Source organism: Nocardia sp. NPDC051832, from assembly GCF_040681285.1.
Classification (GTDB): Bacteria; Actinomycetota; Actinomycetes; order Mycobacteriales; family Mycobacteriaceae; genus Nocardia.
In genome coordinates this window covers 380,054-403,539 of the sequence record NZ_JBFAYL010000006.1, presented here as the reverse complement: position 1 = coordinate 403,539, position 23,486 = coordinate 380,054, and the positions used below count along the sequence as shown (strand labels likewise).

Sequence of the window (23,486 nt, the reverse complement as noted above, 5' to 3'; positions counted from 1 at the left end):
AGGCCACGATCCACATCGCGGTGATCAATCAATGGCTACGACACAGTTGATGGCGGGCCACCGGCCCGCCATCAACACTTCGAGACAGAGCCTAGGCGTACCGGCGTTGCGCGGTCGCCGGTAGTCGGGTCGACCAGTGCGGCTTCGCCGGATCCTGCTGCCGGTCGTCCACCAGCGCGGTCTGGATGACCGTGAGCAGCTCGAAGGTGCGGAAAGGCTTGATCAGGAAGTCGTGTGCACCCGCGGTGATCGCGAGCGCGACGACATCGGGATCGGGCTGCGTCGACATGACGATCAGGTGGGGCAGGTGTCCGTTCCCGCGTAATCGGTCGTGCTCGGCGAGTGCGAAGATGCCCGGCACCGCGGGGTCGGCCAGGACGACGTCGGGCGTCCAGTCGGCGGTCAGGGCGAGGGCGTCATCGCTGCGCGCGGCGTGCAGGGGATCGTGACCGGCGGCTTCGAGGACGAGGGTGGTCATCTCGGCAACCGAGGGATCGACCTCCAGCACCAAGACGCGACCCTGGCGGTGGTCAGGCGGGATCAGTGGCCGGCGGAATCGGTCCGGTGTCGGCGGAAATATGTTCATGACGAGCAGGTCCTTCGTTTGACAAAGTCTGCTGGCAAAAACGCAGTAGATCGGGTGCCGTCGAAACTGGACGGTACTTCTTTACACTATACAAGATAGTTAACTTTCAGCAATCATATTGGGATATTAATTCGGCCGACCGGTTTGTTCAGCGGTGCCCGCCGCCGTGATCGTGTGAACACGTATCGGTGCGGCGGCCGTCGGTAGCGGCTTGACCTGCGCCGTGACCTTCCAGGGCCGCGAACGGGCCGCACTGATTGGCGGCGATCCAGACATGCACCATCGGATTTCCGGAACCCGGATTGATCGAGTTGGGCGGGCAATTCCCTTGTGCGTCGGTGACGCCGGCGACCTGCGGACCGTCGGCTCCGGACTTCCAGCAGAGATTGTCGTGGACGTGCCACTGCATGAGCGGGCCGCCGTAATTCACCAGTTCGGTGTCGTCGATCTTTTTGCCCTTGGCGATATACATCGCCGAGACCAGCGTTCGATTCGCGCCGTCGACCCGGTAGACCAGTGACTCGGGGTAGGCGGCGTCGAGGAACCGATCGTCACGAATGTAGGTGAAATTGATATAGTGCTCGTACCCGGTGGACGCATCGCCGATGGATTTGAAGCCCAGTGCGCCAACGGAATTGACGTCGGCGAAGGCGGGCGGTCCAGGGTGGTGCGGATCAGCGCGGTCGCGCGCTGTTCCTGCTCGGCGGTCACGCCCGGCACCCCGGACACGTTGATCGGCGTCGCCGGATCCCATGGCCGCGGCCAGGCGTCGCCGGTCCCGTGGTGGTCGGCGTGGTCGCCGCCGGCGGCGTGGCTATGGTCGCCGCCGCCGTCGTGGCTGTGCACATGCCCGGCCCCGCCGAGCATCGCCGCAACGGCGAGGACACCGGCCGTACCGGCGGCGATCCCGGTCGACACGGGCGGCAAGGTCGCTTCGGGCCGCACCAGGGCGACGGTCGCTGCGGCGATCGTGAGCACCCCGAGCGCGGCGCAGGTGCTGTCGAGGAACTGCGGCGCTTCCGCCACGTCCAGGCCGTCCGGCCACGGCAGCCCCGCGAACCGGGTGTACCCCCAGATCGCCACCGCGACCAGGTTCACCCCGATCACCGTGAGCGGCACGGCCTTCCGCGCACTCATCGCCGCGACGAACCCCACCGCGCACTGCGCCGCCGCCAGCACCACCATCAACCGGGCGAGAGTGGCGTGCTCGGTATGCAATCCCGCGGCGAACAGATGCAATGCCCCCGCTCCCACCGAGGCCACACCACCGAGCAGCAGGATCCCGTTGCGCCCACCAGCCATCGTCACTCTCCTTCGTTCGCCCTGGACGCTACTGCCCCGAGCCGAACCCCGCTGCCGCGAGTTGTGAGAGATCTCTGTGGTTTCGCCGCGCGCGGGCTCAGTGCGATTCGAGCACCTGCTCGACGTGCGCGAGATAGTCGAGTAGATCCCCGATTTCGGTGAGTGGCACTCCTGCTCCGGCCAGCGTCCGAATCTGCACCAGCCGAAGCAGTTCGGCGGAGCGGTACCGGCGGTGGCCGGTGCTGTCGCGTTCTGGTTCGCCGACCAGGCCGTGCTGGTGGTATTGCTGCACGGTCGTCACCGCGATCCCGGCGAAGGCCGCCGCCCGGTCGATCGTGAACGCCGGGGTCTGCGCTGTCGTCATCGAATGCCTCAGCTCTGCGTGGTGTCCCCGGCCGCGCGGTCGATGGCGTCGGTCAGGCGTTTCCGTTCGCGCTTCTTCCACGAGTCCGCTGCGTAGTTCGCGGCGAATGCCTCGATGAATTCCACCGGGTCGTCGCCGACGACCTCGCGGACCGGGGTTCCGTTGGCGGCACTCTGCTCGAACAGGTCGATCAGGTCGTCGAAAATCGTTACGCTGCCGCCGAGTCCGACGACCATCAGGTACCGCTCGAGGGCGTCGATCGCGGTGCGGTAGCTCTCGGAGAGCGCTTCCTTGCGCTTCTTGTACTGCCACCACAACCGCTTGTCGCCCAGGTCGCCGATCACCTTCCCGGCGAGCTTCGAGATGTCCATGATCAGTTGCCTCCTCGGCGGAGCTGTTCGAGCCGTTCGGAGAGGAAGCTCCAGGTCCTCCAGAACTCTTCGAGATACGTCCGCCCCTGCGGATTGAGGGCGTAGACCTTGCGCGGCGGCCCCTTCTCGGACGGGACCTTTTCCACGTCGACGAGGCCGCGCTGTTCGATCCGCACCAGCAACGCGTAGATGGTGCCCTCGGCGATGTCGGAGAATCCCTGTTCCCGCAGCCAGGCCGTGATCTCGTAGCCGTAGGCCGGTCGGTCGGCAAGGATCGCCAGCACGATGCCTTCCAGGGTCCCCTTGAGCATTTCCGTCGCCTGCTTACTCATGGAGCACCGCCTTTGCTACTCAGTGTCGCTGACTACTGGTAGATAGTAACGCTGACTACTGGTACCTAGCAACACTTAATACTGGCCCGCAGGCAATCCGCCGATTGGCTATGGTCGGGCGGATGCGGATCGAACTGATGGCGATCGTGGTCGAGGAGTACGACCCGGCGATCGCGTTCTTCGTAGGCGCGCTCGGGTTCGAATTGGTCGAGGACACACCGGCTTCGACGAACGATGGCCGGCCGAAGCGGTGGGTGGTGGTGCGGCCGCCGCTGGCGGAGACCGGAATCCTGCTGGCGCGGGCGGACGGGGGCGAGCAGGCCGGGGCGGTGGGGCGGCAATTCGCGGGGCGTGTGGGGCTCTTCCTGCGGGTCGAGGATTTCCAGGCCGCCTACGACCGGATGACCGCCGCCGGCGTGGAATTCGTGTCCGCGCCGCGGTCGGAGCCGTACGGGCGGGTGGCGGTCTTCCTCGACATCGCGGGCAATCGATGGGACCTACTCGGCCCGTAGCGGGAAACGCTGGAGGTGAGGCTCAACCTCACCTCCAGCGTTTCCACAGCTGTCGATAACATTGTGAACAAACACAAATCCAGTCCCGACTTGCCGGATTCGCCTGCTTTGTCGGCGTGTTCGCTTGTTGCTCAGGCCCTTTCGAAGACGCTCGCGTCCTCCAGCATGGCGGCCCGGAGCATGCTCTCTGGCACGCCGAGCGCCTCGATCATGGTGAGCGCGTTCGGGCGCAACCGGTCGACCAGTTCGTTCATGCCCCGCCGCACCGCCTTCGCCCGCTCCACCGACATGAACCGGTGCATGATGAACCAGGCGGTGTGCTCCTCGAGCAGCGAGTACACGTAGAGGTCGCAGACGTCCTCGGCCAGCGCCCGCGCCTCCGGATCCGAGATGTCGGCGATGCCTTCGATGAACGCCTCCAGGACCAGGCGGTCGATGTGCGCGGTGCCGGCGGTGAGGATGTGGTCCTGCGCGTTGTTGAAGGCCTCGAACGGCCCGGTTTCCTTGGCGCGGGCCCGTAGCCGGTGCGCCGCGGTGCGCACGAGGTAGTCCTCGCGGTCGGCGAACAGCTTCAGCTGCACCGAGCGCCGGGACAGATCGGCTTCGTCGACGGATTCCCCGTTGCGATCGCCGAGGGTCTGGATCATCTGCCGCACGCCGGAGCGCTTGCGCACCACGTCGCCGGCCATGGTGGCGGCGAACCGCACCCAGCCGAGCGCGTCGAGATCGCGGACCTCGTCGGAGTAGGAAGTGAGCAGTTCCTTCGCCACCAACTGGGTCAGCACCACGTTGTCACCCTCGAAGGTGGTGAACACGTCGGTGTCGGCCTTCAGGGTGACCAGCCGGTTCTCGGTGAGATAGCCCGCGCCGCCACAGGCTTCACGGCATTCCTGGATCGCGCGGGTGGCATGCCGGGTCTGGGCGACCTTGAGGCCGGCGGCGCGCTTCTCCAGGGCGCGCTGGGCGCTGGGATCGAGATCCTGCCCGGTCTGCACCAGATGCATGCGCCGCACCAGGTCGTTCTGGGCGAACGCCAGCGCCCACGACTTGGCCACCAGCGGCAGCAGCCGGCGCTGATGGCTGCGGTAGTCCATCAGCAATGTCTCGGCGCCGCTGTCGGGATCGGCGAACTGCCGGCGCTTCTCCGCGTACCGCACCGCGATGCTCAAGGCGACGCGCGCGCCGGCCGCCGCGGCCCCGCCGACGCTGACGCGGCCGCGCACCAGCGTGCCCAGCGTGGTGAAGAAGCGGCGGCTCGGGTTCTCGATCTCGGAGGAGTACGCGCCGTCCGGGTCGACGTCGGCGTAGCGGTTCAGCAGGTTCTCGCGCGGGATCCGGACCTGGTCGAACACGATGCGCCCGTTGTCCACACCGGGCAGTCCGCCCTTGAGTCCGTCATCGAAGGTGGTGACGCCCGGCAGGTCCTTGCCGTGTTCGTCGCGGATCGGCACCAGCAGGCAGTGCACGCCGCGGTTCTCGCCGCCGGTGATCAACTGCGCGAAAACCGCCGCCATCCGGGCGTGTTCGGCCGCGCCGCCGATGTAGTCCTTGCGCGCCGACGGGGTCGGGGTGTGGATCACGAATTCCTGGGTGGCCGGATCGTAGGTCGCGGTGGTTTCCAGGTTGGCCACGTCGCTGCCGTGCCCGGATTCGGTCATCGCGAAGCAGCCGAGCAGATCGAGGGAGAGCAGGCGGGTGATGTGGTCCCGGTGGCGCTCGGTGCCGAGGTTCTCCACCGCACCGCCGAAAAGCCCCCACTGCACACCGGCTTTCACCCACAGCGACAGGTCGGCGTAGGCCAGCATCTCCAGGCCGGTGACCGCCGCGCCCGGTTCGCTGGTGCCGCCGTTCTCCCGGCGGAAACCGCGCTCGGCCAAGCCCATCCCCGCGATGACCTTCATCTGGTCGAGTACGCGGGCCCGGGCGGCCTTGTAGTCCAGGTAGGGGTCCCCGGTGAATCGGTCGTCGGCGAGCTGGAGCCGGGCTTCTTCCCGCACCGCTGCCCAAGGCCCGTCCAGGGCCGCGCGTAGGTGATCTGCCGTTTGTGAGCCACCGTCAGTCATGCCTCCGACATTAGCCCCGCCCGCCAGAACTAACCGTCATGAAACCCTTGTCACACATTGAACGCGCGTTTAGTATATTGAACATGTGTTTAATCAACAGCCCGTTCCGCAAGGACCCGCCTCCGCGATAAAGGTCTCGGACCTTTCGACGGCGGCTCGCATTCGCGATGCTGCGATCGAAGTGTTCGGCGAACAAGGCTTCACCGTGGGTGTCCGCGCGATCGCGGCCGCAGCCGGCGTCTCGCCCGGGTTGGTGAACCACCACTTCGGCTCCAAGGAAGGCTTGCGCGGCGTCTGCGACGAGCGGGTGCTACAGCTGATCCGGGACAAGAAGGTCGAGGCGATCAAAGCCGACAATCTCGGCAAGGGCATGCTGGCCGCGCTGGCGGAGATCGAGGAATACGGCCCCCTGGTCGCGTACATGGTCCGCAGCCTGCAAGCCGGCGGCCCACTCGCCGAATCTCTGTTCGAGCACATGGTTTCCGACGCCGAGACCTACATTCAGGCCGGAATCGACGCGGGCGCGATCAAGCCCAGTCGCGATCCCGCCGCCCGTGCCAGATATCTGATGCTGCTCAATGTCGGCGCCACCGTCGTATGGATGCAGATGCGCGAGCAGCGCGACGGAAAGCTCAACTACCGCACAGCAATTCGTGATCTCACCGAGGAGCTCACGCCACCCGCCCTGGAGTTGTACACCCAGGGCCTGCTCACCGATCCCACACTGCTGGAGACGGTGCTACCACCTGATACCGAAAAATAGGAGGACCGATGTCCGAGGTCATCGAAGTCCACGATCTGGTCAAGACCTTCGGTCACGTCACCGCCCTCGACGGGCTGAACCTCTCGGTCACCGAAGGCGAAATCCACGGCTTCCTCGGCCCCAACGGGGCGGGCAAGTCCACCACCATCCGAGTCCTGCTCGGCATTCTGCGCGCCACCTCCGGCCGCGCCGCCCTGTTCGGCCGCGATCCGTGGTCCGACGCGGTCGGCCTGCATCGCGAGATCGCTTACGTGCCAGGCGATGTCACGCTGTGGCCGTCGCTGTCGGGCGGGGAGACCATCGATCTGATGGCCCGTATGCGCGGCGGCATCAACACCCAGCGCCGTGCGGAACTGATCGAACGCTTCGATCTGGATCCGCGCAAGAAGGCGCGCACCTACTCGAAAGGCAACCGGCAGAAGGTCGCCCTGGTGTCGGCGTTCGCCTCCGATGTGCCGCTGCTGCTGCTCGACGAACCGACCTCGGGTCTGGATCCGTTGATGGAGCAGGTATTCCGCGAGTGCACCAAGGAGGCGCAGGAGCGGGGCGCGACCGTGCTGTTGTCGAGCCACATCCTGTCCGAGGTCGAGGCGCTGTGCCACCGGGTGACCATCATCCGGGCCGGGCGCACCGTGGAGAGCGGCACGCTCTCGGAGCTGCGGCACCTCTCGCGCACCGCCATCACGGCCGAATTGCTCGGCGACCCAGGCGATCTCAGTCGAATCGAGGGTGTCGAGGACATCGAGCGCGACGGCTCGACGCTGCGCTGCCAGGTCGACGGCGAACATCTGGGCGAGCTGATCCGGGTGCTCGGGGACGCCGGTGTGCGCAGCCTGACCAGCGCGCCACCCACCCTGGAGGAGCTGTTCCTGCGGCACTACCACGTCGACGGCGAAGTTCCGGCCGCCACCGCATCCGGGGAGAAGGTGCGGGCATGACCACGATCACCGCCGAACGACCCTCGGCCATACCGAGTTTCGGCCCTTCCTCGGATTTCACCGGCACCACGAAACTGCTGCGGCTGTTCCTGCGCCGGGATCGCATCGTGCTGCCGCTGTGGGTGCTGCTGCTCGGCTTCATGCCGGCAATCCAGGTGCTCAGCGTCAAGGGCCTCTACAAAACCCAGGCCGATCTGGACCAATACGCCGCGAGCCTGGCCAAGAGCCCGGCCTTGGCCGCCATGTACGGCCCGGTGTTCGACAGCACGCTCGGCTCGGTCGGCACCTGGAAAGCCGGCGCCATGTACACGATGATCGCCATCGCGACGATCCTGACCGTCATCCGGCACACCCGGGTGGAGGAGGAGACCGGGCGCGCGGAACTGGTGGGCGCCACCGCGATCGGCCGCAACGCCGGACTCACCGCCGCGCTGATCATGACCTTCGGCGGCACACTGATCGCCGGAATCCTCTGTGCCGCATCGCTGTACGGCGCGGACCTGCCCGCGGCGGGCTCGATCGCCTGGGGAGCGGCGCTGGCGGGCTCCGGCCTGGCCTGGGCCGCGGTCGCGGCGGTCGCCGCGCAGGTGAGCACCGGCGCCCGCGTCGCTCGCGGCGTCGCCTTCGGAGCGCTCGGCGCGGCCTTCGCATTGCGCGCGGTCGGTGACGCCGGCAACGGTGTGCTGAGCTGGTTCTCGCCGATCGGCTGGTCGCTGCAGATCCGGCCGTACGCCCAGGAACGCTGGTGGGTGCTGCTCCCGCTGCTCGCCATGGTGGTCTTGGGCACCGTGGCCGCCTACAGCCTGCTCCGCAACCGCGATACCGGTTCCGGGCTGATCGCCGAGCGACCCGGCCCCGCCGGCGCGGCACCCGCGCTGTCCGGTCCGTTCGGCCTGGCCTGGCGGCTGCAACGCGGCACCCTCCTCGGCTGGGGCGTCGGATTCGCGCTCTACGGCATGCTGATCGGCGGCGCGGTGAACAGCGTCGGCGACATGCTGAACGAGAACAGCACGGTCCGCGAGCTCATCGAACGCATGGGCGGCTCCAGCGCGCTGGAGAACTCCTTCGTCAGCTACGCGATCACCATGCTGGCCGCCGCGGCCGCCGCCTACTCCATCTCGGCGGCGCTGCGCCTGCACGACGAGGAAGCCACCAGCCGCGTCGAGGCCACCCTGTCCGGCGCGGTCGGCCGGTCGCGATACGCGTTGAGCCACATCGGATTCGCGCTGCTCGGACCGGCGGTGCTGCTGCTGGTGGCCGGCGCGGCGATCGGCATCGTGTGGGGCGCCTCGACGGGGGAGATGAGCAAACTGCCCGAATCCCTCGGCGCCGCAGCCGTTCAGGTGCCCGCCGTCTGGGTGGTCACCGGCAGCACGGTCGCGATCTACGGCTTCGCCCCGCGTTTCACCCCGGTCGCCTGGGGCGTGCTCAGCGGCATGATCGTGCTGTTCCTGGTCGGATCCCTGGACGGCCTGCCGCAGTGGATGGTGGACCTGGTCCCGTTCATCCACCCGCCGAAGCTGCCCGGCGCGCCGTTCCAGGCCGAGCCGCTGCCCTGGCTGCTCGGTATCGCGGCCGCTCTCGTCGCGGCAGGCATCATAGCCTTCCGCCGGCGCGATTTGCGTTGATGGCGAACGGAAGCCGCCGCTCGACCAATGGGGTTCGAGCGGTGGCTCGCCGGTAAATGCTTTGCGAACCGGGCGCGCGCCCTGCGATGCTGTTCTGGTTATGAGTACCAAAATGAACCAGATCCGGGCCGACTACGATCGCGACACCGTCGTTGTCTACCAAGCGTATTCGGCGGCGATCGCCGAACCGGCGGTCGCCGCACAGCGTTTCGTGCCGCCCTTCTCGCTGGGGCGGATGACCTGGATCAAGCCGTCCTTCCGCTGGATGATGCACCGCAGCGGCTGGGGTCGTAAACCCGGCCAGGAGCACGTCCTCGCGGTCCGGATCACCCGTGCCGGTTTCGAGGACGCGCTCGCCAATGCCGTACTGACCGGCCCGAATTCCCGGGTCTATCGGTCGGCGGAGGAGTGGCGTGCGGCGTTCCGGCATGCGCCGGTCCATGTCCAGTGGGATCCCGAATACTCGATCAGGGACGCCAAGCTGGACCACCGCAGCATCCAGATCGGCCTGAGCCGCCAGATCATTGACCGCTATGTCGACGAGTGGACCGTCGAAATCCGTGACCTGACGCCACAGGTGACGAAGATGGCGGCATTGCTCAGGAGCGGTGACGTGGCGGCCGCGAAGCGGCTACTGCCGCCCGAGCGGATCTACGAAGTGCCGGAAGCGATCGCGCGCCGGATCGACGTGACCTAGGGATTCAGGCCCAGCTTGCCCGCGAGCTTGCCCAGGTAACCGCGCACCACATCCGCGTCGCGGTCGGGCATGCCGAAAACCACCTCGGTGACGCCGAGTTCGGCCCACTGGGCCAGCTGTTCGGCATTGTGCGGACCCGCCAGCGCGATGATCTCCGGGGATCCGGTACGGCCCTGCTCTTTCCAGATCCGTTGCAGTAGTTCGATCTTCCCGCTCAGTTCGCCCTCGGTCGGGGTGGTGATCCAGCCGTCGGCGTGCTTGGCCAGCCAGGTGAACGACTTCTCGCCGCCGGCCGCGCCCAGCAGCACCGGGATGGTCTTCTGCACCGGCTTGGGCCAGGACCAGCTCGGCCCGAAGTTCACGAAATCGCCTGCGAAGCTGGCCTCTTCGGTGGTCCAGATGGCGCGCATGGCGTCCAGGTGCTCACGCAGCACGGTGCGGCGCTTGTTCGCGGGCACGCCGTGATGGGCCAGTTCATCGGTGTTCCAGCCGAATCCGACGCCCAGGCTGACCCGCCCGCCGGACAGGAAGTCCAGTGAGGCGAGGGTTTTGGCGAGGGTGATCGGGTGGTGTTCGGCGGGCAGCGCCACCGCGGTGGACAGCGTGATCCGCTCGGTCACCGCCGCCGCCGTCGCCAGCGCGACCCACGGATCCAGGGTGCGCAGGTACCGGTCGTCGGGCAGCGTCGAGTCGCCGGTGGTCGGATGCGCGGCGGCGCGCACCACCGGAATATGGGTGTGCTCGGGAACATAGAACGAATCGAATCCGGCCCGCTCCGCGGTGGCCGCCGCATCCGCGGGCGTAATGCCTCGATCACTGGTGAACAACACAATTCCGTAGCGCACCGCGCAGACTCCCATCGTCGAAAACTGTAACAAGTTCTACCACGGTTGCCGGTTCGGGTTAAGGGCTTCGACTACCTTCGACGGTCATGGGTTTCGATACGTCCTCGGGAGGAGAGGAACCAAGAGCGCCGGTCGACCAGCGGACCTGGCGGAGCCGGCTGCGGCCGCGCCGGGCGCATATTCCGGTGGTGAGCCAAGCTGTCGGCGTCCTCGTCGGCGATCGGCAGGCCACCGTCGACACCATCGTCTCGGCGCCGACGCCGCTGCAACCGATCGATCTCAGCGACGACGCCCGGGTGGCCGAGGTGCTGGATCTGGCGGTGCGCGTCGGCGAAGTGGTGCTGGCCTCGGGTACCGGCGTGATGGACACGACCAACCAGGTCCGATTCATCGCCGCCACCTACGGTCTGTCGCGCTGCGATGTCGACGTCACCTTCGACGCGATCCGCATCTGGGCCGACCGGGGCCCGGCGTTGCCGCCGGCGAGCAGCATGCGCGTGGTGCGCCAGCGCGCCCTGGACTTCACCCGCCTGGCCGCGGTGGACCGGCTCACGCGCCGCATTCGTGATCAGGTGGTGCCGCCGGACGAAGCGCGCGCCGCCCTCGACGAGATCACCAGGGCCGACCATCCGTACCACCGCTGGACCGCCACGGTGGGCTGGTCGCTGCTGGCCGCCGCGATCGCGGCCCTGCTCGGCGGCAACCTGATCGTGGCCGCGGTCAGTTTCGTCGCCACCGCGGCGATCGACCGGACCAACCGGGTGCTCAATCGTTTCGGCTTGCCGTTCTTCTTCCAGCACATGGTGGGCGGCGTGATCGCCGCGACACCGGCCATCCTGCTCGCGACCTTCGCGGAGCCACGCGGCATTTCGGCCGATCCGACGCTGGTCATCGCGGCCGGGATCACGGTGCTGCTCAGTGGTCTGCAACTGTTCGGCGCGGTCCAGGACGCGATCACCGGCGCGCCGATCACCGCGACCGCCCGCATGCTCGAGGTGGTGATGATGACCGGCGGCATCGTCGCGGGCATCGCGCTCGCGCTGCGGCTGGGCGAACAGATCGGCGCGACCGTGCCCGCGATCGATATGGTCGCCGGCCGCGACATCACCAATCTGCCGGTCAAGCTCCTGGCCGGTGCGGTGGCGGCGCTGGCCTTCGCGCTCGCCTGCTACGCCGAGAAACGCGCCCTGGTCGCGGCCGCGCTCGGCGGCGCGGCGGGCACCATCGTCTTCCTGCTGGTGCGCTACGCCGGATTCGGTCCGGTGGTCTCCTCCGGCGTGGCCGCCACGGTGGTCGGCCTGGCCGGTGGTCTGATGGCCCGCCGCGCCTTGACGCCGCCGCTGGTCGTCGCGGTCGCCGGCATTACGCCGCTGCTCCCGGGCCTGAGCGTCTACCGCGGTCTGTACGGACTGCTCAACGACCAGTTGATCGTCGGTTTGAACCAGCTGATCAATGCCTTCGGCGTGAGCTGTGCGCTGGCCGCGGGCGTCACCCTCGGTGAATGGTTCGACCGGACGCAGTTGCGCCCGCAGATTCTGAAACGGGCTGGTGCGCTGCGTCGTCCGATCGTGGTGCGCCGCCCCCGTCGCATCCGGCGCGGGCATTCCGCCCAATGATCGAACGGATTCCACCAAAAGTTGGATATCGGGGAGCGCGTCGAGTCGGTATGGTCGAGTAGTTAGGGTAACCAAAGTCGGTTGCCGAGGAGCAGGTGATCGGTGAGGTGGCTCGTGGGGCAACAGGATGTTTCCGAAGCAGTTCCGTTCTCGGCGCAGATCCGGACCGCGACCGCGGCCCAGCATGCCGAGGCCGAGAACTCCACGTTCATCAGCGACATGCTCGGCGGCGGGCTGCCGATCGACTCCTACCATCGCTATACCGGGCAGCTGTGGTTCGTGTACCGCGCGCTGGAGGCGCGGTGGGACACCCTGGCCGAGGATCCGATCGCGGGCCCGTTCATCCGGCCGGAACTGGCCCGGACCGCCGAATTGGAACGCGATCTCGACGCGCTGATCGGCCCGGGCTGGCGGGACCGGATCGAGGCGCTGCCCGCGACCGCCGCCTATGCCGCGCGCATCGACGAGTGCGCCCGCGACTGGCCCGCCGGGTACATCGCGCATCACTACACCCGCTACCTCGGAGATCTGTCCGGCGGGCAGGTCATCCGCGGCACCGCCGAGAAGCTGTGGGATCTGCCGCGCCGCGGCGATGGTGTGCGGTTCTACGTGTTCGACGGCATCAGCAATCCGGCCGCGTTCAAGCGCGAATACCGTGCGCTGCTGGACGAACTGTCGCTGAATGACCTGGACCGCCGCCGGGCGCTGGACGAGGCGCAGCGCGCCTTCGCCATGAACACCGCGATGTTCGTCGAACTCGCCGCGGAGTTCCCGGCGCGCAAGCCTTCCTGACTCAGCTCTGGGTGCGCCAATCCCGGCGTCGCGACTCCCGCGGCGCCGGGAACTCCATGGCGCCCAGCAACATCGCGCCCTGCCGGCGCGGGCCGCGCTGTTGCCTGCGCTCCAGCCGCGCGCGGGCTTGCTTCTTCTCGGCCACCGCGCGTTCGTGCCGGATCACGTATACCAGCCGCGCCACCGCGACCAGCAACAGGAGAACGACCGCGTAGGTGAACAGATCGCGCACCGCCTGGAGCAGGCTGGACGCGAGCAGCACGAACATGAACAACCCGGCCACAATGGCCCACCACGGCGTCTTCCCGGACATATCGAGCTCCCTTCCCGCATCCACCGTACGTGCGAGGAAGGCGGGGCGACAACGAAATTCAGTGGGGGAGACGATCGGCCAGGAGCTGCGCCGCCCAGCACAGCGCGGTGACCAGCGCGATCGCCGCCGCGATGCCGCCGAGGACATCGGTGAGATGGTGGTAGCCCAGCCCGATCATGCCGGCGGTGACCGCCGCCGTGGCCAGCCCGGTCACCGCGGCCACGCAGTACCGGACGCGAGCCGAATCCGTCAGCAGCGCAAAGGTTGTCGCGACGGCGACCAGGTGCACCGTGTGACCGCTCGGATAGGCGAGGTAGCCGTCGAGCGGGCGGTCCCACAACGGTTTCAGGAATCCGGCGTTGATCGCCAGCGTGATTTCCGGGACGACGAACATCGTTGCGGCACGCCACCATTGACGTCGATAAGCGAACCACGCCACCGCGGCGAGCAGCAGCGGCAGCACCACATAGGCGTTGCTGGGAAAGACGAGCGCCTGGTAGACACCGCGTCCGTCCAGCGCCCCGTGGATCGCACCGGAGACCTCGCGATCGACCTCGGTGGCTCCGCCGCCCACCGGAAAGCTCAGTGGCACCAGCACCGTGATCAGCACACAAACCGCGACCACGCCTGCCCAGCCGAAACCCGGCCGCCTACCCAGAACCGTCACTCGTCGAAGTCAACCACGACCCCCGCTACGGCCCGTAGGTGAGCAGTGCGGTGATGACGAACCACAGCACCCAGGCGAAGGCGATGATCATGCCGAACAGCAGCGCGGTCCGCATGAATCCGCGGCCCATGTTCACCTGCCCGGACTCCACCGGATACAACTTCCACGGGCTGTACCAGGGCGCGACGACCACCCGCCGGCCCTCCCGCGCGGCCTCGCGTTCGGCGATGGCGAGTTCCTCGGCGTACGCCTCGGCCTGGGCCTGCTGCGGCCCGCCGTGCCACAGCGTGATGTCGATCGGCCCGAGGAAGCCCTCGGCCAGCAGTTCCTGCGGGGACGGCAGATAGGGCAGGATGCCCATCGCGCGGAACGCGACCGCCACGTCGTTGGCCGTCCACAGGTGCTTCTCGGATTCGGCGAGCGCGTCGAAGTACTGTTCCAGCTCCGCCGGCTCGCTGCCCAGGATGACATCGAAACTCGGGTCGCTCCAAGCCTGTTCGACGGTCAGCTGCGCGCCGCGCAAGGGCACGACCAGCGCGACGCCGTGCACCGCGCGCTGCCCGAGCCCACGCGCCGCCAGCCAGTTCTGCAGCGCGAAGGTGTGCTCACGGGATTTCTCCAGCGGGGTGCGCCGGTCCCGGCCCTCCATGACGGCGGGTTCCTCGTTGATGGTCCAGGGACCGTTGAGCGGGATCTCCAGCACGCCGTCCTGCCGGGCGACCAGCGCCTCGGCCTCGATCACCACGCAACTGGTGGGGGTCCACACCACCGCGTCGAACTGATGCAGCCGATCGGAGTGGAAGAGGCTGCAATTGATGGTGGCGACACCTTTGGGGTTGTCCGGTTCCTTCCAGGTGCGCAGCCAGTCGATCAGCGCCCGTTCGGCATTCGTGCCTGCCGGGTTCTGGACTCGTACCAGCATGGTGACCGCCCTTCAGTCGTCAGTGCTCAGAATACGAGCCGTCCGGCCCACCGCGCCGCTGCGGCGGGGTTCGGCGTGTTCTTTCGATGACACCGTCAGTCCAGCGGTAGTTCGGCGGCCAGCTGGCCGGCTTCGACCGCCCGGACCAGTTCCGCGTGGTCTTGCTCGGTGCGGTCGGCGTAGCGCACCGCGAACGCGGCCACGGCGTCGTCGAAGCCTTCGTCGTCGCCGAGATATCCGGCGGTCAAGCGCGGGTCCAGGGATCGGGCGTGCGCCCGGGCCAGCAGCGCGCCCGCGAGCCGGCCGTAGTCGTCGAGGTCGTCCGCGGACAGCGCGGCCGGGTCGATGCTGCCTTTGAAGTTGCGGAACTGCCGCACGATGAACGGCAGTTCCGCGGGGGAGCCGTCGTGCGGGTCGGTCAGTCGCACCGAGGTCCAGCCGAGCAGCAGGTCGCTCTGCGCCTGAACCAGGCTGGCGGCCCGCGCGATTCGCTCGCCCTCGTGCGGCACCGGCGGCACCGGCAGGAACGGCGTCAGCGCCGAGGGGATGGACTGTTTGAGCTGAAGCACCAGCACCTCGCCGTCGTTGCCGTGCAACAGCGCCACATAGCTGTGCAGGCCGACGCTGCCGGTACCGACGATCCGGAAAGCGATGTCGGACACCGTGAATCGGGCCAGCAGGTTGGCGCGCGAGTCGCGCAGGGTGGCGGCGTAGCGCTCCAGGCCGTCGATCACCGCCTCCGCGACCTGATCGTCGACCGTGGTGAGCACCGGCGGCTCGCTGACGAATCTGTGCTTGCGGATACCGGTTTCGTGGTCGTCGATGTGAGTCCATTTCGCCGCGACCTTGGCGCTGGTGTTCTTGCGCGCCTTCTTCGCGGCCTTCTTGAAGTTGTCCAGCAGATCGTCGGCCTTGGCCTTGCCGATCACCGACTCGTCGGGCAGCGCGGTCCAGGCTTCCAGGAAATGCATCCGTGCCAGCTGGTCGATCTCGAGCCGGTACGCCCGGGCGGCGTCCCGCGCGGCAGCGCGGCAGCCGTCGGCGTCGACCCCGGATTCCCGCCCGGCCAGCACCAGGCTGGCCGCCAGCCGCTCCAGATCCCACTCCCAGGGCCCGGGCACGCTTTCGTCGAAATCATTGATGTCCATGATGATTTCGCCCTGCGAGGTGCCGAACAAGCCGAAATTCGCGGCGTGCGCGTCACCGCAGATTTGCGCGTTCAACCCGGAGACCGGGCTGCCGTGCAGATCCGCCGCCATCAGCCCGGCCGCCCCCCGATAGAAGGTGAACGGGCTCGACATCATCCGGCCCACGCGCAACGGCACCAGATGCGGCAATCGATTCGCGTGCGCGGCCCGCAGATAGTCCAGCACGTCCGGGCGATCCGGCCCGGCGGCGGCGCGGTCGCGGGCCGCTATCGGGGTAGCCTCCCGCAGCGCCCGGCCGCGGGCGCGGACTTCCTCTTCCGGAACGTAAGTGCGGAGATCGATACCACTGTCTGACACAACGGATCACGCTAGCGTGCGCGGATCACAGATGCTGTGTCGTTCCGGTCACGACCATCGCACCTGATTCGGCAGGCCCGGGGTCCGCGTGGTGCACGCGGACCGCTCACACCGGGGAAATCGGCAGCCGCAGCGCCCCCGGCGCAGCCGCCGGAACGGCCGGTTGCTCCGGCGCCACCGGGCTGATCCGCTGGTATGCCGCACCGAGCTCGGGACGCGGGTCGGTCGCACCCTTGTTGGGCCAGAACGCCATCGCGCGCTCGGCCTGCGCGGTGATGGTCAGCGACGGGTTCACGCCGAGATTGGCGGTGACCGCCGAGCCGTCGGCCACATGCAGTCCGGGATGACCGAAGACCCGCTGATACGGGTCGACCACACCGGTCTCGGGGTTCTCGCCGATCACGCAACCGCCGATGTAATGAGCGGTCGCGGGAATGTTGAACACGTCCATGACCAGGCCGTGCGTGTCGCCGCCGACCTTGTCGGCGAACCGGCGGCCGACGTCGTGCGCCAGCGGAATCCAGGTCGGATTCGGTTCGCCGGTGCCGGCCTTGGTCTTGAGCTGGCCGCGCTTGCGGAACGAGGTCAGCGAGTTGTCCAGCGACTGCATGACCAGCAGGATCACCGACTTCTCCGAGGCCCGCCGGGCGTTGAGACTGCGCAGGAACACCAGGGGGTGCACCAGGATCGCGAGCAGGAACCGCAGGAACCGGAACGCGCCGCCGTCCACGATCGGCACCGACATCGGGAACAGCGCGTTCTGGCCCTTGCCGTAGTGGCACACCTCGATGTGGGTGTCGGCCTCGGGATGGATCGAGGAGGTGATCGCGATGCCCTCGGCGAAGTCCTTGCGTGTGCGGCTCACCACATTCAGGATCGCTTCCGAATTACTGCGGGTCAGTTCCCCCAGGCGCGGAGACAGGCCCGGCAGCACCCGCTCGTCGCGCATCTTGTGCAGCAGCTTCTGGGTGCCCAGCGCGGCCCCGGCGAAGACCACCTGCTGGGCGGTGAACGTCTTGGCCTGCTTGCGGATCCAGCGATCCGGGCGGGCGGTATCGATGGCGTAGCCACCGTCGGGCAACGGCCGGACGGCGGTGGCCGCGGTGAGCGCGTGCACCTCGGCGCCGCCCTGCTCCGCGAGGTAGAGATAGTTGGTCGGGGTGGTGTTCTTGGCGTTGTGCGGGCAGCCGGTGAAACATTGCGCACAGTGCACGCAGCCGCGCCGGCGCGGGCCGACGCCGCCGAAGTACGGATCCTCGACCTCGGCGCCCGGATCGGCCTCATTGAAGAACACGCCCACGTTGGTGGCGTGGAAGGTCTCGCCGACGCCCAGGTCCTCGGCGATCTCCTTGATCACCTCGTCGGCGGGGGACAGGCGCGGGTTCGGCGCCACTCCCAGCATGCGTTTGGCCTGGTCGTAGTAGGGGGCGAGTTCGGCTTTCCAATCGGTGATGTGCGCCCACTGCCGATCGGAGTAGAAGTTCGGCAGCGGCTCGTAGAGGGTGTTGCCGTAGATCAGTGATCCGCCGCCCACGCCCGCCCCGGAGAACACCGCGCACTTGCCCAGGATGCTGATCCGCTGGGTGCCGGTGAGCCCCAGCCGCGGGGCCCAGATCGATTTCCGCACATTCCAGTTCGTGCCCGGCAGATCGTCGGCGGTCCAGCGCCGGCCCGCTTCCAGCACCCCGACCTTGTACCCCTTCTCGGTCAGGCGCAGCGCGCTCACGCTGCCGCCGAAACCGGAACCGATCACTACCACGTCGTAGTCGAAGGCGGGCATGACTTCCTCTCACTCAGCGAGCCGATGAGTGTGAATCGTTTCACGTTGAAAATCCCACTGATAGAGATGTTCGGCCACCCGCCGATCTTTTCGAGCGACCTGCGAGCAGTCGCTGGCGGTGTCCGCGCGCCTGGATGGCGTTGCGCGCCGCCGTGCGGTATGCACGGGCTGTGACAACCGAACCCACCGGCCTGCGCGCGGTCCTCGCCGACCGCATCGTGACCGTCCCGAACGTGCTGAGCGTGATCCGGTTGCTCGGTGTCCCGCTGTTTCTGTGGTTGCTGCTGGTGCGGCATGCCGATGGCTGGGCATTCGCGCTGCTGGTGGCCAGCGGCGTCACCGACTTCCTGGACGGCAAACTGGCCCGCCTGCTGGATCAGTCCTCGCGACTGGGCGCGCTGCTCGACCCCTTCGTGGACCGGCTCTATCTGGTTACCACGTTGCTGGCCTTCGTGATCCGGGGCCTGATTCCGTGGTGGGTCGCGGTGATCCTGGTCGCACGCGACCTCGTCCTGACCGTCACCCTCACGGTCTACAAGCGCCGTGATCTGGACCCGCCGGAAGTGATCTACCTGGGCAAAGCCGCCACCTTCGCGCTGATGTCCGCGCTGCCGTGGCTGCTGGCCGGTCAGATGGATTGGGCCCTGGCGGGTTTCGGCCGAGCATTCGGCGGGGCATTCCTGGTCTGGGGCACGGTGGTGTACGTCTGGACCGGCGTCCTGTATGTGGCCAAGGCAGTCGCGGTAGCGCGAGCGATACCTGCTGCGGCACACCCCACCCAGTAGCGCATAGAGTTACGTGCAACCTTCAAAAGGAAAGGACGGCTTGTGACCGATCTGCCCGACGATCTGCGCTACACCGAGGAGCACGAATGGGTGCGCCGCGTGGGCCCCACCCGGGTCCGGGTCGGCATCACCGATTACGCGCAATCCCAGCTCGGCGATGTGGTGTTCGTGCAGCTGCCGGAGTCGGATTCCGACGTCGCCGCAGGTGACAGCATCGCGGAAGTGGAGTCCACCAAGAGCGTGTCCGATATCTACGCTCCGCTGGCGGCCAAAGTCGTTGCCGTGAACCAGGTTCTGGACGCCGAGCCGGAGACGCTGAACACCGACCCCTACGGTGAGGGCTGGATGTTCGAGCTGGAGGTCGACGACGCCGAAGCACTCGACAAGACGCTTGCCGAATTGCTGGATTCCGCAGGTTATCAAGGAGTTATCGGGGGCTGAAGGTCCCTTCCCAGTTCTACCTGCACGGGTACGCCCTGGCAGGGTACGGTCAATGCCAACAGTTCCGCCGGGGTCGCGACCCCGGTGTACTAGTGACACAGCCCCAGCGTTCGTGTCGGAGTTGGCATCACCTGCTTGCATAGATAATCAGGTTCGAGGAGGAGAGAAACGGTGAGCGAGAACCAAGGCCCGCATTACCAGGAGACCGCGGCAGAGACGACGTCGGTCTTCCGCGCCGATTTCCTGAACGAGGCCGACGCGTCGCGCTCCGCAGAGGTGACCGGCGAGCAGCCGGTCCAAGGGGTCGAGGGTCTGCCGGTGGGTGCTGCCCTCTTGGTCGTCAAGCGCGGCCCGAACGCGGGCTCGCGGTTCCTGCTGGACCAGCCGACCACCTCGGCCGGCCGCCACCCCGACAGTGACATCTTTCTCGACGACGTCACCGTCAGCCGTCGGCACGCCGAATTCCGGCAGGACGACGACACGTTCCAGGTGGTGGATGTGGGCAGCCTGAACGGCACCTACGTCAACCGCGAACCGGTGGACTCCTCGGAGCTGCAGAACGGCGACGAAGTGCAGATCGGCAAGTTCCGGTTGGTCTTCCTCACCGGTCCGCGCGCGCAGGCCACCGACTCGGCGGCGGGTGCAGGCAGCTTATGAGAAAGGCAGCGCCGACGATCTCGACGGGATCGGCGCTGTGACGGGAGCGGCGCAGTGGGCTCGCGGCGGGATGTCGATCGGCTCCGTGCTCGACCTGCTGCGACCCGATTTTCCGGACATCACCATCTCGAAGATCAGATTCCTCGAAGCCGAGGGTTTGATCCGGCCCGAACGCACGCCGTCGGGTTACCGCAGGTTCTCGGTCGCGGACACCGAACGACTCAGATTCGTGCTGACCGCGCAACGTGACCAGTACCTGCCGCTGAAGGTGATCAAGGAACAGCTGGAAGCGATCGACAAAGGTGCGGCGACGCTCGGTGTGCGGGAAGCCCGCGCCCGGGCGTCTGCCGTCCAGCTGGGTGTGGTGCCCGGCGAGGTCTCGCCGGAGGAATTGCGCTTCGATCACGAAATCCGGCTCACCCGAGCGGATTTGCTGGCTCAGGCCGACATCGACGAGCCGTTCCTGAACGATCTGATCCGCGCCAACCTGATCGTCCCCGGCGCCGCCGGGTATTTCGACGCCGACGCGGTGACGCTGGCCCGCACCGCCCGCGCCATGGCCGAATTCGGATTGGAGGCACGGCATCTGCGCGCGTTCAAGCTCGCTGCCGACCGCGAGGCCGCCCTGGTCGCGCAGATCGCTGCGCCGATAGCGAAAAGCCGGGATGCCGGCGCGCGGGCCCGGGCCGAGGAAACCGTCCGGGAGCTGGCGGCGCTGTCGTTGACCTTGCATACCTGCCTGGTCAAGGCCTCGGTACGGAACTCTCTGGGTAACTGACCGGTATTCGCCCATTCCCCAGTCCCGTATTCCACCATGGCAACACGCCGATTTCGGCTGTGCACACCGATCGCAGAGGTGCTCCGAGTTCGCTTAGACTCGGGGGTACGGCGAGCCCCGCGGTGGTCATGCCGGGCGGCCGGCGAGTATGGGAGGCAGTTCGATGAGTGAAATGCGGGTCATCGGCATTCGTGTCGAGCAGCCACAGAATCAGCCCGTGCTGCTGCTCCGCGAGGTGTCGGGTGATCGTTATCTGCCGATCTGGATAGGTCAGGCGGAGGCGACCGCGATCGTGCTCGAGCAGGAGGGGGTGACCCCGATCCGGCCGTTGACGCACGATCTGATCAAGACGCTGATCTCCAAGCTGGGGCACACCCTCAAAGAGGTGCGGATCGTCGATCTGCAGGAGGGCACCTTCTACGCGGATCTGGTCTTCGAGAACGGCTTGCGGATCTCCGCGCGGCCCTCGGACTCGGTTGCCATCGCCTTGCGGGTGGGTTGCCCCATCTATGCCGAGGAACCGGTGCTCGAGGAGGCCGGGCTGGTGATGCCGGACGAGAAAGAAGACGAGGTGGAGAAGTTCAAGGAGTTCCTCGAATCGGTCTCCCCGGACGACTTCAAGGCGACCGACAGCTAGGGCATGCTCCCGGTAGGGCCCGGAGTCTAGACCACAGCTAGAGACTTTTACCGCGCGTCGCGCTTGGTCCGATGCTCCTGCTCCCGGGAGAATCGGGGGAGTAATCTCGGAAGTTGGGCGGGCCGCCAAGTCCTCGTATAGGGGCTCGGCGTCGAAGTAAGGGAGTGGTCAGTGGCAGAGCACACGCAGGATGACGTCGTACAGCCTGGCCTGTTCCCGGACGACTCGGTGCCCGACGATCTGGTGGGCTACCGGGTCCCCAGCGCATGCCAGGTCGCCGGAATCACCTACCGGCAGCTGGACTACTGGGCACGGACCGGTCTGGTCGTGCCATCCATTCGGGGCGCGGCGGGTTCGGGCTCGCAACGGCTGTACTCGTTCAAGGACATCCTGGTCCTCAAGATCGTGAAGCGGCTGCTGGACGCCGGGATCTCCCTACAGAACATTCGGATCGCCGTCGATCATCTGCGGGACCGTGGCGTGGCGGATCTGGCCGGGATCACCTTGTTCTCCGACGGCACCACGGTCTACGAGTGCACCTCCGCGGAAGAGGTCGTCGATTTACTGCAGGGCGGGCAGGGCGTGTTCGGTATCGCCGTCAGCGGCGCCATGAAGGAGCTCACCGGCGCGATCGCGAACTTCCCCGCGGAGCGCGCGTCCACGGTCACCGAGCGGCCCGAGGACGAGCTGTCCTACCGGCGTAAGGCCAGGTTGAACCGCAACGTCGGCTGACGCGGCCGGCGAGTCAGATCGGTGTGCAGATGATCGAGGCGAAACCGATCTGATTCGCCCGCATCTTCCGGTACACGGCGTTCCGGAAGTTCGGCCGCATCAGGTCGAGCAGAAAGCCCGCCAGGGTGCCGGGCAGCCGCACCTGGTTGACGAAAACGTAGGGTGCGGGCGCCAGCGGTCCGAGCAGCGCGATGTCGTCCACCTCGGCGTCATAGCTGAACCATCCGGCGACGGAGTCGAAGTACCGCAGTGCGCGGTCCGGGTCGTCGGAGGTGAAGTGGTTGAACAGGAACGTGCCCGCGGGGGAGCGGTCGATATCGCCGAGCCGCCGGATGTTGCGGGCGGTCATGACGAAGTCGGCCTGCAGCTGGCCGAACGCCGGCGCGGCCTGCACGGTCGCGATCGTGTCCGGTGAGGTGGTCTCGATCAGGACGATCACGTCGAAGCGCGGACTGACCGCGGAGGGCTGGATCGCTATGGCCCGGTAGACCGTGGCCGTGCGCACCTCGTCGAGTTCCTGGAGTCGCCGGACGAGGTCCTGGCAGCGGCGGAGCGCTGCGCGGCGCCGGGAACTGGGGAGCACCAGGGGGATTCGGCTCGGCGGGTCGGCGCGGAACCCGAGGTAGACGTAGCCGTACGGCGCGGTCTCCACGTAGGGCGGGGCCGGATTGACATGGGTTTGCTGTGCAGTGGACATGACACCCTCCTGTGGTTATAAAATAATCGAGCGTTCGATTAATAGTATCCCCGCAGGAGGAAGAGTGGAAGCCCGATGACAACGCCACGGCGCGGACCGGGCCGGCCGCGGAAAGCGGACGCCGGTGATACCAAAGCCGACCTGCTGAACGCCGCGCTGCGGCTGTTCGCCCGCAACGGCTACGCGGGGACCTCGATCCGGTCCATCGCGCGCGAGGTCGGGCTGAGCGAGAGCGTGCTCTACGCGCATTTCGCCGGCAAGCAGGCGATCTTCGATGCTGTGCTGTCCACGCTCGGGCCCAATACGTCACTCGGGGAGGCGGCCCAGAATGCCGGAGTCGACGACGACCCACCGCGGTACCTGCGCGAACTCGTACGCGTGTCACTGGACGAGTGGGAGCGGGAGGACGCGCTGCTGCTGATCAGCGTGATGGCGCGGGACGGTCTGCTGCACAGCCCCGCGCTGCACGACGCGGTCGCGGCCATGCGATCTCGAGTGCGGGACCTGTTCGACCACTGGATCACCGCCGGCCTGATTCCGGCGGACCGCGCCGCGGCCGACGACCTCGCGATGTCCTTCACGGGATTCATCGGCCTGACCCGGATCCTGCACCTGCACGCCGACGCGTCGGACCAGGACCGGGCGCAGGCCCGCGCCGATATCCGCGCCCACACCGAGACCTTCATCCGGCTCGTCTTCCGGGGCCAGGGGCCCGTGACGCACGAAACACGGACCTGATGGCAGGGATTCGTCGGCACACCAC

Annotated in this window: 28 protein-coding genes; 14 read left to right on the top strand and 14 right to left on the bottom strand. The window is 67.4% G+C overall.

Annotated features, from left to right (window positions below; translation table 11 throughout):
- Positions 1-91 precede the first annotated feature (91 nt).
- The 6 genes from AB0M14_RS34160 to AB0M14_RS34135 form a co-directional block, all read right to left on the bottom strand.
- Positions 92-586, bottom strand: coding sequence for a response regulator (locus tag AB0M14_RS34160; protein ID WP_365003021.1), 495 nt, complete (start codon positions 584-586; stop codon positions 92-94).
- Positions 587-734: 148 nt separating this feature from the next.
- Positions 735-1,058 carry a hypothetical protein gene (locus tag AB0M14_RS34155; RefSeq protein WP_365003019.1) on the bottom strand — a complete coding sequence of 108 codons (324 nt, stop codon included), beginning with the start codon at positions 1,056-1,058 and terminating at the stop codon, positions 735-737.
- The gene (locus tag AB0M14_RS34150; RefSeq protein ID WP_365003017.1) at positions 1,013-1,888 is read right to left on the bottom strand and encodes a hypothetical protein; all 876 of its coding nucleotides are present in this window, start codon (positions 1,886-1,888) and stop codon (positions 1,013-1,015) included. Before AB0M14_RS34150 ends, AB0M14_RS34155 begins: the two co-directional genes overlap by 46 nt.
- A gap of 97 nt (positions 1,889-1,985) precedes the next feature.
- Positions 1,986-2,252: a MerR family transcriptional regulator gene (locus tag AB0M14_RS34145; RefSeq protein ID WP_365003015.1), complete on the bottom strand. Its 267-nt coding sequence runs from the start codon at positions 2,250-2,252 to the stop codon at positions 1,986-1,988.
- An 8-nt stretch (positions 2,253-2,260) separates the two neighbouring features.
- The gene (locus AB0M14_RS34140; protein ID WP_365003012.1) at positions 2,261-2,623 is read right to left on the bottom strand and encodes a DUF1048 domain-containing protein; all 363 of its coding nucleotides are present in this window, start codon (positions 2,621-2,623) and stop codon (positions 2,261-2,263) included.
- Between the two features lie 2 nt (positions 2,624-2,625).
- Complete coding sequence (locus tag AB0M14_RS34135; protein ID WP_365003009.1) at positions 2,626-2,955, bottom strand: PadR family transcriptional regulator; 330 nt, start codon at positions 2,953-2,955, stop codon at positions 2,626-2,628.
- A gap of 122 nt (positions 2,956-3,077) precedes the next feature.
- Here AB0M14_RS34135 and AB0M14_RS34130 point away from each other — a divergent pair, with 122 nt between their 5' ends.
- Positions 3,078-3,467, top strand: a complete 390-nt coding sequence (locus AB0M14_RS34130) for a VOC family protein (protein WP_365003007.1) — start codon at positions 3,078-3,080, stop codon at positions 3,465-3,467.
- A gap of 131 nt (positions 3,468-3,598) precedes the next feature.
- On the opposite strand, the gene AB0M14_RS34125 is transcribed toward AB0M14_RS34130, so the two are convergent.
- Complete coding sequence (locus AB0M14_RS34125) at positions 3,599-5,530, bottom strand: acyl-CoA dehydrogenase (RefSeq protein ID WP_365003004.1); 1,932 nt, start codon at positions 5,528-5,530, stop codon at positions 3,599-3,601.
- Positions 5,531-5,615: 85 nt separating this feature from the next.
- Between AB0M14_RS34125 and AB0M14_RS34120 the strand changes: the two genes are divergently transcribed.
- The 4 genes from AB0M14_RS34120 to AB0M14_RS34105 all read left to right on the top strand — a co-directional run bounded on the left by AB0M14_RS34120 (position 5,616) and on the right by AB0M14_RS34105 (position 9,556).
- The gene (locus AB0M14_RS34120) at positions 5,616-6,293 is read left to right on the top strand and encodes a TetR family transcriptional regulator (RefSeq protein ID WP_365003001.1); all 678 of its coding nucleotides are present in this window, start codon (positions 5,616-5,618) and stop codon (positions 6,291-6,293) included.
- An 8-nt stretch (positions 6,294-6,301) separates the two neighbouring features.
- A complete protein-coding gene (locus AB0M14_RS34115; protein WP_365002998.1) occupies positions 6,302-7,231 on the top strand; it encodes an ABC transporter ATP-binding protein in 930 nt (309 codons plus the stop codon).
- The gene (locus AB0M14_RS34110; RefSeq protein WP_365002995.1) at positions 7,228-8,859 is read left to right on the top strand and encodes an ABC transporter permease; all 1,632 of its coding nucleotides are present in this window, start codon (positions 7,228-7,230) and stop codon (positions 8,857-8,859) included. Before AB0M14_RS34115 ends, AB0M14_RS34110 begins: the two co-directional genes overlap by 4 nt.
- A 100-nt stretch (positions 8,860-8,959) precedes the next feature.
- Entirely contained in the window at positions 8,960-9,556 is a 597-nt protein-coding gene (locus AB0M14_RS34105; RefSeq protein ID WP_365002993.1) for a DUF4291 domain-containing protein, read from the top strand.
- Here the strand turns inward: AB0M14_RS34105 and AB0M14_RS34100 are convergent.
- Positions 9,553-10,401: an LLM class F420-dependent oxidoreductase gene (locus AB0M14_RS34100; RefSeq protein ID WP_365003053.1), complete on the bottom strand. Its 849-nt coding sequence runs from the start codon at positions 10,399-10,401 to the stop codon at positions 9,553-9,555. The two genes, AB0M14_RS34105 and AB0M14_RS34100, sit on opposite strands and share 4 nt — an antisense overlap.
- Positions 10,402-10,580: 179 nt before the next feature.
- On the opposite strand from AB0M14_RS34100, the gene AB0M14_RS34095 reads away from it, so the two are divergent.
- Together AB0M14_RS34095 and AB0M14_RS34090 are read left to right on the top strand one after the other, a co-directional pair.
- A complete protein-coding gene (locus AB0M14_RS34095; protein ID WP_365003050.1) occupies positions 10,581-12,017 on the top strand; it encodes a threonine/serine exporter family protein in 1,437 nt (478 codons plus the stop codon).
- Between the two features lie 102 nt (positions 12,018-12,119).
- Positions 12,120-12,809 carry a biliverdin-producing heme oxygenase gene (locus AB0M14_RS34090; protein WP_365002990.1) on the top strand — a complete coding sequence of 230 codons (690 nt, stop codon included), beginning with the start codon at positions 12,120-12,122 and terminating at the stop codon, positions 12,807-12,809.
- 1 nt (position 12,810) lies between these two features.
- Here AB0M14_RS34090 and AB0M14_RS34085 read toward each other — a convergent pair whose 3' ends face one another.
- From AB0M14_RS34085 to AB0M14_RS34065, 5 genes are all read right to left on the bottom strand, one after another.
- Positions 12,811-13,122, bottom strand: a complete 312-nt coding sequence (locus AB0M14_RS34085) for a hypothetical protein (protein WP_365002987.1) — start codon at positions 13,120-13,122, stop codon at positions 12,811-12,813.
- 58 nt (positions 13,123-13,180) lie between these two features.
- Positions 13,181-13,789: a phosphatase PAP2 family protein gene (locus AB0M14_RS34080; protein WP_365002984.1), complete on the bottom strand. Its 609-nt coding sequence runs from the start codon at positions 13,787-13,789 to the stop codon at positions 13,181-13,183.
- Between the two features lie 25 nt (positions 13,790-13,814).
- On the bottom strand, positions 13,815-14,711 hold the full coding sequence (locus AB0M14_RS34075) for a nuclease-related domain-containing protein (protein WP_365002981.1): 897 nt from the start codon (positions 14,709-14,711) through the stop codon (positions 13,815-13,817).
- 95 nt (positions 14,712-14,806) lie between these two features.
- Positions 14,807-16,216: a DUF2252 domain-containing protein gene (locus tag AB0M14_RS34070; RefSeq protein ID WP_365002978.1), complete on the bottom strand. Its 1,410-nt coding sequence runs from the start codon at positions 16,214-16,216 to the stop codon at positions 14,807-14,809.
- 106 nt (positions 16,217-16,322) lie between these two features.
- A complete protein-coding gene (locus tag AB0M14_RS34065; RefSeq protein ID WP_365002975.1) occupies positions 16,323-17,996 on the bottom strand; it encodes a GMC family oxidoreductase in 1,674 nt (557 codons plus the stop codon).
- A gap of 170 nt (positions 17,997-18,166) precedes the next feature.
- On the opposite strand from AB0M14_RS34065, the gene AB0M14_RS34060 reads away from it, so the two are divergent.
- From AB0M14_RS34060 to AB0M14_RS34035, 6 genes are all read left to right on the top strand, one after another.
- Positions 18,167-18,781 (top strand): CDP-alcohol phosphatidyltransferase family protein, encoded by a 615-nt coding sequence (locus tag AB0M14_RS34060; protein ID WP_365002972.1) that lies wholly within the window; start codon positions 18,167-18,169, stop codon positions 18,779-18,781.
- Positions 18,782-18,823: 42 nt separating this feature from the next.
- Entirely contained in the window at positions 18,824-19,222 is a 399-nt protein-coding gene (gene gcvH, locus AB0M14_RS34055) for a glycine cleavage system protein GcvH (protein WP_365002969.1), read from the top strand.
- A 171-nt stretch (positions 19,223-19,393) separates the two neighbouring features.
- Positions 19,394-19,879: a glycogen accumulation regulator GarA gene (garA, locus tag AB0M14_RS34050; protein ID WP_365002966.1), complete on the top strand. Its 486-nt coding sequence runs from the start codon at positions 19,394-19,396 to the stop codon at positions 19,877-19,879.
- A 70-nt stretch (positions 19,880-19,949) separates the two neighbouring features.
- On the top strand, positions 19,950-20,657 hold the full coding sequence (locus tag AB0M14_RS34045; protein WP_365003047.1) for a MerR family transcriptional regulator: 708 nt from the start codon (positions 19,950-19,952) through the stop codon (positions 20,655-20,657).
- A gap of 163 nt (positions 20,658-20,820) precedes the next feature.
- Positions 20,821-21,294, top strand: a complete 474-nt coding sequence (locus AB0M14_RS34040) for a bifunctional nuclease family protein (RefSeq protein ID WP_194818433.1) — start codon at positions 20,821-20,823, stop codon at positions 21,292-21,294.
- 171 nt (positions 21,295-21,465) lie between these two features.
- Positions 21,466-22,026 (top strand): MerR family transcriptional regulator, encoded by a 561-nt coding sequence (locus AB0M14_RS34035; protein WP_365002962.1) that lies wholly within the window; start codon positions 21,466-21,468, stop codon positions 22,024-22,026.
- 13 nt (positions 22,027-22,039) lie between these two features.
- On the opposite strand, the gene AB0M14_RS34030 is transcribed toward AB0M14_RS34035, so the two are convergent.
- Positions 22,040-22,723: a hypothetical protein gene (locus tag AB0M14_RS34030; RefSeq protein ID WP_365002960.1), complete on the bottom strand. Its 684-nt coding sequence runs from the start codon at positions 22,721-22,723 to the stop codon at positions 22,040-22,042.
- 75 nt (positions 22,724-22,798) lie between these two features.
- Here AB0M14_RS34030 and AB0M14_RS34025 point away from each other — a divergent pair, with 75 nt between their 5' ends.
- Positions 22,799-23,461, top strand: a complete 663-nt coding sequence (locus tag AB0M14_RS34025; RefSeq protein WP_365002957.1) for a TetR/AcrR family transcriptional regulator — start codon at positions 22,799-22,801, stop codon at positions 23,459-23,461.
- The last annotated feature ends 25 nt before the right edge of the window (positions 23,462-23,486 follow it).

Bases quoted from the DNA above. Each gene is read 5' to 3' on its own strand.
- AB0M14_RS34160 (WP_365003021.1), bottom strand. From the start codon at position 586: ATGAACATATTTCCGCCGACACCGGACCGATTCCGCCGGCCACTGATC.
- AB0M14_RS34105 (WP_365002993.1), top strand. From the start codon at position 8,960: ATGAGTACCAAAATGAACCAGATCCGGGCCGACTACGATCGCGACACC.
- AB0M14_RS34065 (WP_365002975.1), bottom strand. From the start codon at position 17,996: ATGCCCGCCTTCGACTACGACGTGGTAGTGATCGGTTCCGGTTTCGGC.
- AB0M14_RS34040 (WP_194818433.1), top strand. From the start codon at position 20,821: ATGAGTGAAATGCGGGTCATCGGCATTCGTGTCGAGCAGCCACAGAAT.
- AB0M14_RS34115 (WP_365002998.1), top strand. From the start codon at position 6,302: ATGTCCGAGGTCATCGAAGTCCACGATCTGGTCAAGACCTTCGGTCAC.
- AB0M14_RS34110 (WP_365002995.1), top strand. From the start codon at position 7,228: ATGACCACGATCACCGCCGAACGACCCTCGGCCATACCGAGTTTCGGC.
- AB0M14_RS34045 (WP_365003047.1), top strand. From the start codon at position 19,950: ATGTCGATCGGCTCCGTGCTCGACCTGCTGCGACCCGATTTTCCGGAC.
- AB0M14_RS34150 (WP_365003017.1), bottom strand. From the start codon at position 1,888: ATGGCTGGTGGGCGCAACGGGATCCTGCTGCTCGGTGGTGTGGCCTCG.
- AB0M14_RS34135 (WP_365003009.1), bottom strand. From the start codon at position 2,955: ATGAGTAAGCAGGCGACGGAAATGCTCAAGGGGACCCTGGAAGGCATC.
- AB0M14_RS34130 (WP_365003007.1), top strand. From the start codon at position 3,078: ATGCGGATCGAACTGATGGCGATCGTGGTCGAGGAGTACGACCCGGCG.
- AB0M14_RS34030 (WP_365002960.1), bottom strand. From the start codon at position 22,723: ATGTCCACTGCACAGCAAACCCATGTCAATCCGGCCCCGCCCTACGTG.
- AB0M14_RS34075 (WP_365002981.1), bottom strand. From the start codon at position 14,711: ATGCTGGTACGAGTCCAGAACCCGGCAGGCACGAATGCCGAACGGGCG.
- AB0M14_RS34025 (WP_365002957.1), top strand. From the start codon at position 22,799: ATGACAACGCCACGGCGCGGACCGGGCCGGCCGCGGAAAGCGGACGCC.
- AB0M14_RS34085 (WP_365002987.1), bottom strand. From the start codon at position 13,122: ATGTCCGGGAAGACGCCGTGGTGGGCCATTGTGGCCGGGTTGTTCATG.
- AB0M14_RS34155 (WP_365003019.1), bottom strand. From the start codon at position 1,058: ATGTATATCGCCAAGGGCAAAAAGATCGACGACACCGAACTGGTGAAT.
- AB0M14_RS34140 (WP_365003012.1), bottom strand. From the start codon at position 2,623: ATGGACATCTCGAAGCTCGCCGGGAAGGTGATCGGCGACCTGGGCGAC.
- AB0M14_RS34125 (WP_365003004.1), bottom strand. From the start codon at position 5,530: ATGACTGACGGTGGCTCACAAACGGCAGATCACCTACGCGCGGCCCTG.
- AB0M14_RS34145 (WP_365003015.1), bottom strand. From the start codon at position 2,252: ATGACGACAGCGCAGACCCCGGCGTTCACGATCGACCGGGCGGCGGCC.